A 13,649-nucleotide genomic window follows, 5' to 3' on the forward strand; every position below is an offset into this window, starting at 1 on the left:
ATTCATTACACCCTAGGGGAAATTTATGTTTGACCCCATCATGTTGAGCCGAATCCAGTTTGCCGCCAACATTACCTTTCATATCCTATTTCCCACCATCACGATTGCTTTAGGCTGGGTCCTGTTTTATTTCAAGATCAAGTTCAATCGCACTGGTGAAGTCTATTGGCAAGAGGCGTATCAATTTTGGGTCAAAGTATTTGCTTTGACCTTCGCTTTGGGGGTTGTAAGCGGTATCACGATGAGTTTTCAGTTTGGTACTAATTGGCCAGGCTATATGGAGACCGTCGGCAATATTGCTGGACCTCTACTTGCTTATGAAGTACTGACCGCCTTCTTTCTTGAGGCGACGTTTCTGGGCATCATGTTATTTGGTGCAAAGCGCGTTTCACAACGGGTGCACACCCTAGCAACGTTCTTAGTAGCTTTTGGAACCACTTTGTCGGCATTTTGGATCATTGTTCTCAATTCCTGGATGCAAACTCCCCAAGGCTTTGAGATGATCAACGGCCAGGCCCATGCGGTGAGTTGGATGGAAATCGTCTTCAACCCATCCATGCCATACCGCTTTGCACACATGATGACTGCTTCATTCCTAACGGTGTTCTTCCTGTTAGCAGGTTTATCAGCCTATCGCTATTTACAGGGTAGTCGTACTCAAGCAAATAAAGCCATTCTCAAGTTTGGCATCGTAGCGGCCGCGATTGTGACCCCCATTCAGATTTTCTTAGGGGATATGCATGGTCTCAATACCCTCAAATACCAACCAGCCAAATTAGCAGCGATGGAAGGAATTTGGGATACTGGTAATGGGGTTCCGGCTGTTTTGTTTGCCATCCCCGATGAAAAAACCCAATCTAATAAGTTCGAGATTTCGATCCCGAAATTGGCTTCACTCTATCTCACCCATGACTGGAACGGTGAGGTCAAGGGCTTAAAAGATTTTGATAAGACTCCACCAGTCAAACCAGTCTTCTTTGCCTTTCGCATTATGGTTGGAATTGGAATGCTGATGTTGGCTTTATCTTGGTATGGGTGGTGGCGGATGCGTAAAGGACAGGATCTACCCATTTGGCTGGCCCGTGCTTTTGTCTGGATGACCTTTTCAGGATGGGTAGCAGTGGTTGCTGGTTGGTATGTCACTGAAATTGGACGTCAGCCTTATTTGGTGCATGGCGTTCTGACAACCGCAGAGGCTGCCACAAAATTGCCGGGTGGCATGGTATTTAGCAGTTTGATGATGTATTTGTTTCTCTACCTTACTTTGATCATTGCCTATATCTGGGCGATTTTCTATATGGCACGACAGGCAGACAAAAAGAGTGCAGATGCGGTACCAGCTGTAATTCAGCCTTCATCTACCTCCTTGCAAACGTAGATGATTCCAGCAGATTGGTCCCAAGCTTCCGTCTGGCTCCCCTTGTTTTTCTTGGGGGCGATGGGCTTTGCCATGTTGTCGTATGTGGTGTTAGATGGCTACGATTTGGGAGTTGGTATTTTGCTCAATCGTGCTGGAGATGCCGACAAAGATGTGATGATTTCCTCGATCGGACCCTTTTGGGATGCCAATGAGACCTGGTTGGTGCTTGGTGTGGGTATTTTGCTGGTTGCTTTTCCATTCGCACACGGTATTGTTCTGACCGAACTCTATTTGCCAGTGGCGATTATGTTGGCTGGGTTGATTCTGCGTGGGGTGTCATTTGATTTTCGGGCTAAGGTGAACTTAGCGCAAAAGCCACTCTGGAACTTCTTATTCTATTTTGGTAGCCTAGTAACTGCTGTAGCGCAAGGTGTAATGATTGGACGCCACATCATTGGCTACGAGTCTGGCTTATTAGGCTGGATTTTTGCTGCACTTGTCGGAATTTGTTTGCCAGCAGGGTATGCCTTGCTGGGTTCAACCTGGCTCATCATGAAAACGGAGGGAGCATTGCAGTTGCGAGCGATTTCATGGGCGCGGACAAGTTTGTGGCTAACTGGATTGGGCATTGCCTTGATCTCGGCAGCAACACCGTATTTCAGCCCAGAAATCATGAGTCGTTGGTTTAGCTACCCGAATATTATTTACTTAGCACCCATTCCGATCGCAACTGCACTCTTATTTTTAATCACGGATCGAGCGCTGCACCAGCTCAAAGCGAATCCCAGCCAGCGGGAATGGTTGCCATTCACAGCAACGGTTGCAATTTTTTGGCTATCGTTTTTTGGAATTGCCTATAGTTTGTTTCCTTATTTGGTTGTCGATCGTATGACGGTATGGCAAGCAGCCGCATCGACTCAATCGCTGTGGGTCATCTTCTGGGGCGCGATTGTGGTATTACCAACGATTCTGGCCTACACCTTGTTCTCCTACCGTATTTTTAAGGGCAAAACACAGCCACTGAGCTACTACTAATGAGATCGTTAGAATAAGGTATTCCATTTAAAAGAGTGCCTATGAACACCGCTGATCTTTCTGCCTTAAAACCACTTGCCGGAATTCGTGTTCTCGAGATTTGCAATGTCGCCGCAGGACCATTTTGCGCTTTGCTGCTCGCCGATCTCGGAGCCGATGTCATCAAGCTAGAGAACCCAGGTGCCGGGGATACACTGCGTGCCTGGCCTCCCCACACCGGTCCTGAGAATGATCGCTTGAGTGAGAACTTCGCCTCTTTAAATCGTAATAAGCGATCAATTACCTTGGATTTAAAAAATCCGGATGATAAACAAAAAGCCAAGGCTTTAATTGCGAATACGGATGTTCTGATCGAGAACAATCGCCCCGGTGTGATGAAGCGCCTTGGCCTGGATTTTGACTCAGCTCTTACTATTAATCCAAAACTGATTTACTGCTCGATCTCAGCCTATGGTCAAACGGGACCACGCGCTAACGAAGGTGGCTTTGATGTCACGATTCAGGCGATGAGCGGCATCATGAGTGTGACTGGAGAACCCGATGGAGCCCCTGTCAAATGCGGCGTGCCAGTCGCGGATTTCACAGCTGGTTTGTATGGCGCAATGAGTATTTGTGCGCAATTACGAGCTGTGGCGCAAACGGGTAAGGGTGTTCATATTGATGTGCCAATGATGGGAACTTCATTAGCCATCGCCGCCTTGCAAACCTCGGAGTACTTTGGAGTTGGCAAAGATCCAGTTAAATTGGGTTCAGCTCATCCTCGCAATGCCCCGTATCAAGCATTTAAGGCCAAAGACGATTATTTGGTGATGGCAGCTGGTACGCAAGCTCTATGGGAAACCGTTTGTCAGATTTTGAAGAGCCCAGAGCTTTTGCAAGACGAACGCTTTACTAGCACGGCACTGCGGGCAAAAAATCAAATCGCTTTAAAAGAATTGATTGAGGCAATCTTAAAACAAGATACAGCCGCCAATTGGATTGCGCAATTTAGTCAAGCAGGTGTACCGTGCTGTCCAATCAATCAATATTCCGCTGTTTTAAATGATCCACAAACCCTTGCGATGGGTTGGGTGCAGCCCATGGTGATGGCCAATGGTCAAGCAACAAAAACGGTGATTAATCCGATTAAATTCAATGGCGCAACAGCTCCCATCGAGCGCAGACCTCCGCGCTTGGGTGAGCATAATTCTGAGATCGTGGAGTAACTATGAACACCATACGGATAGAGCATTCGGGTCACATCAAGCGAGTCACTCTTAATCGTCCAGAGAAGCGCAATGCGATTAGCTATGAGATGGCTTGTGAGTTGCTCGCTGTCGCCAAGGAGGCGGAGACCGATGGCACTCGCTTACTGATACTGCGAGGCGAGGGGCAGGGTTTCTGTGCCGGATTTGATTTTTCCAACTTTGATGATGCAAGCCCTGGCGATCTACTGTTGCATTTTGTGCGTATTGAGCAAATGCTCCAAGCGATTGCGCATGCACCTTATGACACGATGGCATTGGCCCATGGACAAACGATTGGAGCGGGGGCTGATTTGCTCTTGGCATGTCGTCACCGGGCGGGTTCGGAGGATATGCGCATGATGTTTCCTGGTGCCCGTTTTGGTTTGATCTTGGGATCGCGGCGATTAGCCGAGTGTGTGGGCTCTGATCGCGCGCAGCAGCTCATTGGAAATCCACGTCGCATTGATGCGCATCAAGCTAAAGATTTTGGGATCCTCACTGCAGTCTTAGAGGCGACTGATTGGCATGCGTATGAAGCACAAGTTTTGGAGCATATTTTGGAGATCCCACCCGATGCTCGTGCGATGGCACTGCATGCCTGCAAACGCGATACCCGTGCGGTTGATTTATATGATTTAGTCCAATCAGGATCAGTGCCAGATATTAAACACCGTGTTGCTGAGTATCTCGCAAAGGTGAAAGCCGCAGCGAAGAAGTAAAGAAGAGAGAAGTATCTAACTCTGACAGATCTTGTCATACAGGCGATCTACTTTGCCTGCCAGCAGAACCTGACTTGGTAAGGGGCGATCGACCAGGGTACGCAAATCTACTGCGCACTCGAGTAATAAATCAAGGTTCATGTTGGTATGAAAGCCCATTAGATCCAACATATGAACCAATTCCTCGGTGCAAATATTCCCAGTGGCTCCTGGAGCATAAGGGCAGCCACCTAATCCGCCCAAAGACGAATCAAACCGCACAATGCCTGCTTGAACTGCAGCTAAGGCATTGGCTAAACCCATGCCACGCGTATTATGAAAATGCAGGGTCCACTGAGTATCGGGGTATTTGGATTGAGCCTTCTCGCAAGTTTCTGTGACCTGACGAGGATTGGCCATACCGGTTGTGTCGCAAATGCTAATACCGCGAACCCCTTGATCAACAAAATGATTAATCCAATGCATTAGTTCATGGATGGGGGTCATGCCGCTCATCGGACACCCAAAGCTAGTTGAAAGCGAGATATTGACGGCCACCTTGGATTGATGCGCCAAGGCAATTACCTCACTCAGAGCTTTGGCAGAATCAGCACGAGACATACGCAGATTGGATTGATTGTGGGTCTCGCTAACTGACATGACAAGATTGAATTCATCAACACCGACTGCAAGAGCGCGCTCAGCACCGCGTAGATTTGGGATTAGGACTGTATATTCGACCCCAGGGACGCGCTCAATGCCACGCATCACGGCCTCCGCATCAGCCAGCATCGGAATAGCCTTGGGGCTTGTAAAGGAGGTCACCTCAATCTTGGCATAGCCAGCATGACTTAAGCGATTAATTAAGCGAATCTTCTCTTCTGTGGGAATGAAACGCGGCTCTGCCTGAAAGCCATCGCGGGTTACGACCTCTTGGATGTAAATCCGAGTTGACGGATTGATATGAGTTTGACCGGGCATACGACCTCGTTGATTCGAATAATGGTTATGCAAATACTTATTTTAATTAAGAAAACCCCATTTCGGGATGGATAAAACAAAAATTCAAGAATGGTCTATAGTTACAGCACTGAGTTTTTATCAACGTGTTCGCTCTGTTACTAATAAAGGAAAAAAATGGAACATACATTGCCCCAGTTGCCTTACGCACTTGATGCGCTTGCACCTTATATTTCAAAGGAAACATTGGAGTATCACTATGGCAAGCATCATCAGACTTATGTGACTAATCTGAATAATCTCATCAAAGGAACCGAGTTTGAGAACTCGAGTCTCGAAGACATTGTCAAGAAATCATCCGGCGGCATCTTTAATAATGCCGCTCAAGTATGGAATCACACCTTCTATTGGTTTGGTTTAAAGCCAAATGGCGGCGGTGCCCCAACCGGTGCCTTGGCGGATGCGATCAATGCAAAGTGGGGCTCATTTGATAAGTTCAAAGAAGAGTTCACCAAATGCGCAGTTGGTACTTTTGGATCGGGCTGGGCCTGGTTAGTCAAGAAAGCGGATGGTAGCCTCGATTTAGTATCGACCAGCAATGCTGCGACACCATTAACAACCGATGCGAAGCCTCTGTTGACCTGTGACGTATGGGAGCACGCGTATTACATTGATACTCGTAATGCTCGTCCTAAGTATGTCGAGAATTTCTGGAATCTCGTGAACTGGGATTTTGTTAGCAAAAACTTTGCAGCGTAAATCCAGTAAGAAATCCATATGACATCCATTCTGAGCTCTTTAGGCAAGACCGTTCTGGTCGGATTTATCCTGCTTACCCTGATTGTGATCACCCTAGGGGGATCCAATGTGGGGAGCTCAGCGTGGATTACTTTTGTATTTCGCTTCCTGCATGTGATTTCAGGGGTGATGTGGGTGGGTCTATTGTGGTATTTCAACTTTGTACAGATTCCATCCATGCCAAAGATTCCGGATGAACAAAAGCCTGCGGTGGCGAAAGTGATTGCACCAATGGCCTTGAAATGGTTTCGTTATGCAGCGATGGCTACGGTATTAACCGGATTTATTCTGGCTGTACTCAATGGCTATGCCCATCAAGCTTTCACACTTCAGCAGCCTTTCTTAGCAATTGGCCTGGGCATGTGGATTGCTCTGATTATGGCCTTTAATGTTTGGTTCGTGATTTGGCCCAACCAGAAGCGCGCCCTCGGAATTGTGGAAGTAGATGCCGCGACTAAAGCAAAGTCTGCACGCGTCGCGATGCTCACTTCGCGGATCAATACCATTTTGTCGATCCCCATGTTGTATTTGATGGTGGCTCAGCAAAACGGCGGTTTGTAAGAAAGCCCTCAGTCGTTAAAACTGATAAAGACGCTCCGGGTTCTCGCTCAGAACTTGCTTTTGAATTGCTGGATCGGGGACCCACACTTGTAGTAAATCTAAAAGATCTGCATCGTTTGGCATCGTTCCTTTGACCATCACATGGGGCCAGTCCGTGCCCCATACCACCTGCCTTGAATTCGCAGCAATCAAGGCATGTGCAAATGGATTGGTATCAGAGTAGGGGATTCTTTCTTCAGTTGTGATTCGATAGGGACCGGTAAGTTTTACCCAGGCACGCTCCTCGCGCATGAGCGACAAGAGGTTTTGAAAGCCAGGGTCTTTGGTACCTAGATTTGTTTTTAAATACCCAAGATGACCCAGCACGATCGGGACCGGGAAATTCGATAGTAATTGCGAGAGATTTGGGAACTCATTGACATGCATGAGAAACTCCAGATGCCAGCCAAATGATGCAATTTGGTTCGCTAATTTAGTTAATTGCTTGATTGGTAAAACGCCCTTAGCCTCGGCAAGATCGACAATATTGCAGCGTAACCCACGAATTCCAGCACGATGCAGATCTTCTAATTCTGTATCGCTAATATCCCAATTCACCACTGCGACCCCTCGAAAGCGCAATGGATTAGTTTTAATCGCTGCCAGCAATGCACGATTATCCGTTCCATAAATACTGGGCTGGACCAATACTGATCGTTGAACGCCTAGGCTGTCCAGTAGTGCCTGATATTGTGAAAGTAAGGCATCTGGCGGGGTATAGATCCGATTTGGTATGTAGGGATACAAGGACTGAGGACCGCAGATGTGAGCATGGCAATCCGTTGCGTTCTCACAAAGAACGAGACCAGGCTTTTTGAGGGCCTGGTCTGGTGCTTGGCAAAGGGGAGCGTTATTGTGGTTCAATCCCAGCGTCTTTAGCAATCTTGGTGTACTTGCTGATTTCGCTACGAACAAACTTTTCGGTTTCAGCAAGATTCATGGGCTTGATGGTGATGCCTGCTTTGGCGTAGGCTGATTTCACCTCAGGGTCCTGCAGCGCCCGATTGATGTCGGTATTCAGTTTTTGCAAAATCACTTGGGGTGTTGCCGATGGTGCCCAAACGCCGACCCACAAACCAATTTCAAAGCCAGAAAAACCTTGCTCAGCAATCGTTGGAATATTGGGGGCTGCCTCGGCACGGGTTGCACCCGTTACACCCAATGCGCGGACTTTACCACCCTGAATTTGTGAGATGGCAGTTTGTAGGGGAGCCATGTAGTAGGCGGTACGTCCAGCAATGGTTTCTTGAATTGCTTCAGGAGATCCTTTAAAGGGGACGTGCAACATCTTGATGCCAGCAGTTTGATTGAAATACTCGGCTGCCAAATGGGTTGAGCTTCCGACACCAGCGCTTGCAAATGGAATATCACCCGGTTTTGCTTTGGCAGCGTTAATCAAGTCTTTAAGGGTCTTATAAGGGCTCTCAGCTGACACAACGAGAGCGTATGGACTGCTACCTAAAATATTGACATCGGTGAGGCTCTTGAGGTCATAAGGCAGTTTTTTATAAATCGCAGGATTGGCGGCATAGGATGCGGATTGAACTAAAAGGGTATAACCATCAGGTTCAGAGTTCACCACGACGCCAGTGCCTAGCAAGCCACCAGCACCAGGCCGGTTTTCAATAATGACAGGTTGCTTCCAGGTTTCTGCAAGGCTTTTGGCAACAATGCGCCCAGCAATATCAGCACCTGAGCCAGGCGTGAGGGGCACGACCATTTTGACGGTTTTATTAGGGTAATTGGCCGCTGCACTCTGTGCTTGAATTGGCAGACTAAATGCCCCAGCAAATGCAAGCGTGGTTGCGCCAATGAGATATTTTTTGATACTAATTTTCATGATGTCTCCTTTTTATTATGACTGCTTGTCTACTATGCCACAGAATCTAAAAATCCCCGTAGCGCATGGTTAAACTCAGCAGGCTTCTCAATATTCGATAGGTGAGCCGCTTGATCAATCGCGATTAGCGAAGAATGGGGAATAAGCCGATGCAAGACAGTGGATTGCTCATATGTACAGGCTGGATCTTGTCTGCCTAACAAAATCAGAGTTGGCGCCTTAATTTTTAAGAGCATCGTTGATTGCGCCATATCCCGAACTGCACTAGCGCAGCCTAGATAGCCATCTACAGGCGTAGCTAATATCATCTTTCGTACTCGTTCAATTTGATCTGGCTCGCGCTCAATAAAGTCATTTAAGAACCACCGTTTGATGGTTCCATCAACAAGACCAGCGATGCCTTGAGATCTCGCGATCGCAAAACGCTCCTCCCACATAGCGCGAGGTGGCATCTCACTGGCGGTATCGCAAAGACTAAGTGATAAAACATTGTCCGGATAATTGGCGCCAATGTATTGGCAGATCATGCCACCCATAGACAGCCCAGCAAAGTGGGCCTTCGTAATTCCGAGAGCGTTCATCAGGGCAACTAAGTCTTCTGCCAGAAGGGCAATGCTGTAGGGGCCTGGCGTTACTTCGCTTTGACCGTGACCGCGTGTGTCGTAGCGAATGACACGATACCGATCAATCAATGCGGGCATGGTTCGATCCCACATTTCTAAACTGGACATCAGGCTATTACTTAAAAAAACGGGGAGACCATTTTCCGGACCGTCGATTTGATAAGCGATCTTGATTTGATTAGCGTTTACAAACTGTCTCATCTTTTTCTCCTTAAGATGCTATTTTTACACTAATAAATCTTAGCTTCTCCAGCAGGTCGATTCTTAAAGCGTTTATGAACCCAATAGTATTCAGCTGGGCGCAGCCGGATCTCATCTTCAAAGTATTGATTAAGGCGCGCTGTATCGGCGTTCTCATCATCACTTGGAAATGACTCAAGCGCCTTACCAATATGACAAATGTAACCAGAGCGATCTGATTTAAGTGTGGTCTGCATCACGCACACTTCAGCGCCACTTATCCTAGCTAAACGTGAAATCGCAGTAATGGTATTTGTTTGAACGCCAAAGAAGGGTACAAATACTGAGTCCTTGATGCCGAGATCAATATCAGGGGCGATAAAAACAAAGTTTCCATTTTTAATCTCTCGAACCGTTTCGATGAGATGACCTTGTCTTGGAATGGATCGTCCGCCAAAGCGACCACGCCACTCAATAATCTTTTGATCAAAATATGGATTTTTCATCTTTTGGTAGAGGGTGACACCGCGTGGCCAATCCATTTTCTCGGCTAGGGCGCACAAAGCAATGCCACCTTCAATACCAACAAAATGGGGGTTGACCAAAATGCGGGGCTTTCGATCCCCTAAGTCAATTTCAGAATGAATCTGAATCATTTCATTGATCTGGGTAGGGGTGCCCAGCCAGATGCGACTGCGTTCCAAAATACTGCGCCCAAATAACTGCCAGTGCTGCAAAGCCAGAGCCTCAATTTCTTTATTCGATAGTTGTGGAAAACACAGGCGTAGGTTAATTAAGACCACCCGCTGACGATCGCTTGGTATGTGCGCGACGACCCATCCTAAACCACGACCCAGTTGAATAATCCATGTATATGGAAAAATTAGAACAAAGCGTAATAGTGATACTGAGAGGTGATTAAAAAAGGTTTGCAAATAGGTCCTTGTGAGGTATCACTATATACCTGAATAAAGACCCTAGGAACAATGGCGTAAACTGCTTACATGAAACAAGCTATTTTGCGGATCCTCTGGGTATTGAGTGGCGCAAGTGTGGCCTTGTTTTTGGCTCTTCATGTGGTCCGTCCACAAGATTCCACCTTATTACTTGCCTCCTTGGGTGGTTCAACACTATTTTTGTTTGGTCTAACAACACTGCCGCCGACGCAGCCCAGGGCATTATTTGGTGGCCATCTTATATCTGCCTTGATTGGGGTGATCTGTTACCAAACTTTGGGTGATGCAACGTGGGTACTGGTCTTATCAGTGCTAATCACAATCGCAGTATTGTTGCTGACCAAGACTGTTCATCCGCCTGCAGGTGCTAATCCTTTGATCATGATTCATGCACATGCAGGATTTATGGATATCTGGACCCATGTTTTATTGGGTGTCATAGTGCTGGCTGCCACAGCATTTGTCTGGTCACGTCTTGGGCCTGGAAAGGTCAAATATCCCGTGAAATGGAACCAAGAGTCTCCACCCGGACCCCATTGGGGCCCATGGGGGTCAATCTAAGTCTGATTCATTAATTCGCGAACCGCTTTGGCTAATTCAAGTGCGGTCATGCCATTAGGCCCAATTCCGGATTGAACCAGTTGATCAGCGGCGCGCGCATGAAGCTCAACCGCAAGGCAAGTTGCCTCCCACAAATTGAGATGATGGCGAATCCCTTGAGCCGCAAGTGAGGCGATAAGGCCCGTTAGGACGTCCCCCATGCCACCGGTTGCCATCCCAGGATTACCTGCATTGCAGGTATAGATCGCATCACTTGGCGAACCAACTAATGTGTGGTGGCCTTTTAGAACCACATAGCATTGAAATTGATCAATCAAGCGCTGAATGGCTCCTGATCGATTGGCCTGAATCTCATCCACCGACATGCCCAAAAGACGAGCTGCCTCGCCGGGGTGAGGCGTGATTGTGCATGGATCTTCACGTTCTCGCAATAATTGTGCTAACCGTGGGTGCTCAGCAATCAGATTTAAAGCATCCGCATCTAAGATTAGTGGACCAGGGAACGCAAGACTGGCCTCTAAAAATTGCAACGCTTGATCACTTAAACCTAAGCCGGGACCAATCGCAAGGGAATCCGACTGCATGCGCTCAATGAAATTACGGGCATTAACCACCTCACTGATGTCTTGAACCATCAACTCAGGTTGATCAACCTGCACATGAGCTGACTTCGAATCCAAGATCCCAATAATGGTCCACCCAGCACCGCTATACAGAGATCCATACGCAGATAAAAAAATAGCACCTGCCATTCCAGGCGCACCGCCTACAAGTAATACCTTCCCCATATCGCCTTTATGTTCATGGGGCTTACGAATCAAGCGGGCACGCAGCGCAAAGGCATTTAGGTTTGGCATGATTAGAGAGGGTAGGTGCTATGAAGCTGAGGCAGATGAATATGCTCCCAGCCCAGTTGTGAGTGGATTGCTACCTTCAGTTGTTCTGCGGCGTAGGGCTCCCCATGAGTAATATAAACATGCGTTGGAGCTTGTCGAAATCCTTTTAACCAACGTATGAGTCCAGCCTGATCAGCATGGGCTGATAAACCGCCAATGGTATGGATAGAGGCTTTGATAGAAATTTCCTTACCAAAGAGATGAACGATTTTTGCTTGATCAACAAGCCGCCGTCCCAATGTCCCTTCTGCCTGAAAACCGGTGATGATGATCGCATTATTACGGTGAGGTAGATTCCATTTGAGATGGTGCACAATTCGACCGGCCTCGCACATGCCGCTAGCAGAGATCACAATGGCGCCGCCTTTAATGCGATTGAGTGCTTTGGACTCTTCAACGTCGGCAATAAAACGTAAATCTAGGCGGTTAGGGTTGTTTTGATACCAATCGAAGATAGCCTGCGCTGCTTCATCGAGGGAGGAACGATATTCCTCGGTCAATCGAGTCACAGATGTAGCCATTGGCGAGTCAACCCAGATATTGAGATAGGGCAAACGTTTGCGCCGAATTAAATCCATTAATACAAAAATGATTTCCTGGGTGCGACCGACCGCAAATGCGGGGATGATGATATTGCCATTGTGCTTGAGTGTATTCGTAATGACCTCTACGAGCTCATCCTCTGTGTCCTGTAGCGATCGGTGTAAGCGATCGCCATAAGTCGATTCCATAATTAAGGTGTCAGCATGCTCAATTAGCTCAGGGTCGTTCATTAGCGGCCGATCAAACATTCCCAAATCACCCGAGAAGACGGTGCGATGGCTTTGTTGATTTTCTTTTTGAATATCGATCACCGTAATTGCGGCTCCCAGGATATGCCCGGCATCTAAAAATTCAATTTCGATCCCTTGACCAGGGCTAAAGCGGCGGTGATAAGGCACGGTCTTAAGTTGCGCCAAGCAATCGATGGCTTCGAGGGTGCTGTAAAGAGGAACTGGAAGATCACCTTTCCAACGGCCCTGAGCCTGTTTGCGTTGAGCGCGTTCATAATCGGCTTCTTGTAGATGGGCACTATCCAAAAGCATAATTTTGAGTAAAGAGGCTGTCGCAGGAGTGCAATAGATAGCCCCCCGAAACCCTTGGGCGCATAAGCGCGGCAATAATCCACTGTGGTCAATATGTGCGTGGGTCAGAACCACAAAATCGAGCTCACGGGGAGAAATTGGGAGTTCAGCCAAATTTTTGTCGTCCGCCTCTCGACCTCCTTGAAACATTCCATAATCCACCATAAAGCAGTGGTGAACCCCACATGCTTTGCCGCGGATAAGGTATTTAGAGCCGGTGACCTCTTGGCCTGCACCAAGGAATTGAATATGCATAAGAGCCTTAACTATAAAAGCTGCTAAATTTGATATGGATCAAAAGAATGCTCAATAATATTGTTACACTGATAACACTTAACTAATTACGGAGGCAGACTATATGAAAATACTACTACCAATTGACGGTTCAAAGACTTCGTTGAGTGCGGCCAAATACGTTGCTCAATTAGTTGGCAATATGCGCAGTAAGTGTTCCGTTACCTTAATTAATGTCCACGATGACTTCGGACTCAATCACGTTAAGCAATTTGTCAGTAAAAGCGTGGTGGATGACTATTTACGTGAAATCAGTGAAAAAGAGTTAAAGCCTGCTCAGAAGGTTTTAGATGCAGCAGGTGTTAAGCACAATATGATTATTAAGCGCGGCCATGTATCCAAAGAAATTTTGGCTACTGCCACCAAAGAAAAGTTTGACATGATTGTGATGGGCGCCAAAGGTCGCGGCGGCGTGCTTGATCTTCTGATTGGATCGGTTGCTCAACGAGTCGTGTCCTCAGCTAAGCAGCCCGTTGTCTTGGTGAAATAATTTGCCAT

15 protein-coding genes are annotated in these 13,649 nt (G+C 47.3%); 8 read left to right on the plus strand and 7 right to left on the minus strand.

The genetic code is table 11. The annotated features are described in order from the left end of the window. Positions 1-25: 25 nt before the first annotated feature. The 4 genes from QUE64_RS03310 to QUE64_RS03325 are packed head-to-tail and all read left to right on the plus strand — an operon-like array spanning position 26 to position 4,340. Positions 26-1,378 carry a cytochrome ubiquinol oxidase subunit I gene (locus QUE64_RS03310; protein ID WP_286225907.1) on the plus strand — a complete coding sequence of 451 codons (1,353 nt, stop codon included), beginning with the start codon at positions 26-28 and terminating at the stop codon, positions 1,376-1,378. Further along, complete coding sequence (locus QUE64_RS03315; protein WP_286224401.1) at positions 1,379-2,395, plus strand: cytochrome d ubiquinol oxidase subunit II; 1,017 nt, start codon at positions 1,379-1,381, stop codon at positions 2,393-2,395. Between the two features lie 41 nt (positions 2,396-2,436). Further along, positions 2,437-3,600 carry a CaiB/BaiF CoA transferase family protein gene (locus QUE64_RS03320; RefSeq protein WP_286225908.1) on the plus strand — a complete coding sequence of 388 codons (1,164 nt, stop codon included), beginning with the start codon at positions 2,437-2,439 and terminating at the stop codon, positions 3,598-3,600. A gap of 2 nt (positions 3,601-3,602) precedes the next feature. Further along, complete coding sequence (locus QUE64_RS03325; RefSeq protein WP_286225909.1) at positions 3,603-4,340, plus strand: enoyl-CoA hydratase/isomerase family protein; 738 nt, start codon at positions 3,603-3,605, stop codon at positions 4,338-4,340. Positions 4,341-4,355: 15 nt separating this feature from the next. Here the strand turns inward: QUE64_RS03325 and QUE64_RS03330 are convergent, their stop codons facing one another. Then, the gene (locus QUE64_RS03330; RefSeq protein ID WP_286225910.1) at positions 4,356-5,300 is read right to left on the minus strand and encodes a hydroxymethylglutaryl-CoA lyase; all 945 of its coding nucleotides are present in this window, start codon (positions 5,298-5,300) and stop codon (positions 4,356-4,358) included. 156 nt (positions 5,301-5,456) lie between these two features. On the opposite strand from QUE64_RS03330, the gene sodB reads away from it, so the two are divergent. Together sodB and QUE64_RS03340 are read left to right on the plus strand one after the other, a co-directional pair. Continuing rightward, complete coding sequence (sodB, locus tag QUE64_RS03335; protein WP_108508142.1) at positions 5,457-6,038, plus strand: superoxide dismutase [Fe]; 582 nt, start codon at positions 5,457-5,459, stop codon at positions 6,036-6,038. Between the two features lie 18 nt (positions 6,039-6,056). Then, entirely contained in the window at positions 6,057-6,638 is a 582-nt protein-coding gene (locus tag QUE64_RS03340; protein ID WP_286224405.1) for a urate hydroxylase PuuD, read from the plus strand. A gap of 15 nt (positions 6,639-6,653) precedes the next feature. Here the strand turns inward: QUE64_RS03340 and QUE64_RS03345 are convergent, their stop codons facing one another. The 4 genes from QUE64_RS03345 to QUE64_RS03360 are packed head-to-tail and all read right to left on the minus strand — an operon-like array spanning position 6,654 to position 10,255. After that, positions 6,654-7,541 (minus strand): amidohydrolase family protein, encoded by an 888-nt coding sequence (locus tag QUE64_RS03345; protein ID WP_286225911.1) that lies wholly within the window; start codon positions 7,539-7,541, stop codon positions 6,654-6,656. Beyond that, complete coding sequence (locus QUE64_RS03350) at positions 7,528-8,517, minus strand: Bug family tripartite tricarboxylate transporter substrate binding protein (protein WP_286225912.1); 990 nt, start codon at positions 8,515-8,517, stop codon at positions 7,528-7,530. The genes QUE64_RS03345 and QUE64_RS03350 overlap by 14 nt, the downstream gene beginning before the upstream one ends. Positions 8,518-8,549: 32 nt before the next feature. Further along, positions 8,550-9,341 (minus strand): 3-oxoadipate enol-lactonase, encoded by a 792-nt coding sequence (gene pcaD / locus QUE64_RS03355; protein ID WP_286225913.1) that lies wholly within the window; start codon positions 9,339-9,341, stop codon positions 8,550-8,552. A 29-nt stretch (positions 9,342-9,370) separates the two neighbouring features. Then, the gene (locus QUE64_RS03360) at positions 9,371-10,255 is read right to left on the minus strand and encodes an LpxL/LpxP family acyltransferase (protein ID WP_286224409.1); all 885 of its coding nucleotides are present in this window, start codon (positions 10,253-10,255) and stop codon (positions 9,371-9,373) included. A gap of 69 nt (positions 10,256-10,324) precedes the next feature. On the opposite strand from QUE64_RS03360, the gene QUE64_RS03365 reads away from it, so the two are divergent. Continuing rightward, the gene (locus QUE64_RS03365; RefSeq protein ID WP_286225914.1) at positions 10,325-10,837 is read left to right on the plus strand and encodes an HPP family protein; all 513 of its coding nucleotides are present in this window, start codon (positions 10,325-10,327) and stop codon (positions 10,835-10,837) included. Here QUE64_RS03365 and QUE64_RS03370 read toward each other — a convergent pair. Further along, positions 10,834-11,694 (minus strand): NAD(P)H-hydrate dehydratase, encoded by an 861-nt coding sequence (locus QUE64_RS03370; protein WP_286225916.1) that lies wholly within the window; start codon positions 11,692-11,694, stop codon positions 10,834-10,836. The two genes, QUE64_RS03365 and QUE64_RS03370, sit on opposite strands and share 4 nt — an antisense overlap. A gap of 2 nt (positions 11,695-11,696) precedes the next feature. Next, entirely contained in the window at positions 11,697-13,112 is a 1,416-nt protein-coding gene (locus QUE64_RS03375) for an MBL fold metallo-hydrolase RNA specificity domain-containing protein (RefSeq protein ID WP_286225917.1), read from the minus strand. A gap of 103 nt (positions 13,113-13,215) precedes the next feature. On the opposite strand from QUE64_RS03375, the gene QUE64_RS03380 reads away from it, so the two are divergent. Beyond that, complete coding sequence (locus QUE64_RS03380; protein ID WP_286225918.1) at positions 13,216-13,641, plus strand: universal stress protein; 426 nt, start codon at positions 13,216-13,218, stop codon at positions 13,639-13,641. Positions 13,642-13,649 lie beyond the last annotated feature (8 nt).

Source organism: Polynucleobacter sp. HIN7 (assembly GCF_030297595.1).
Taxonomy (GTDB): domain Bacteria; phylum Pseudomonadota; class Gammaproteobacteria; order Burkholderiales; family Burkholderiaceae; genus Polynucleobacter.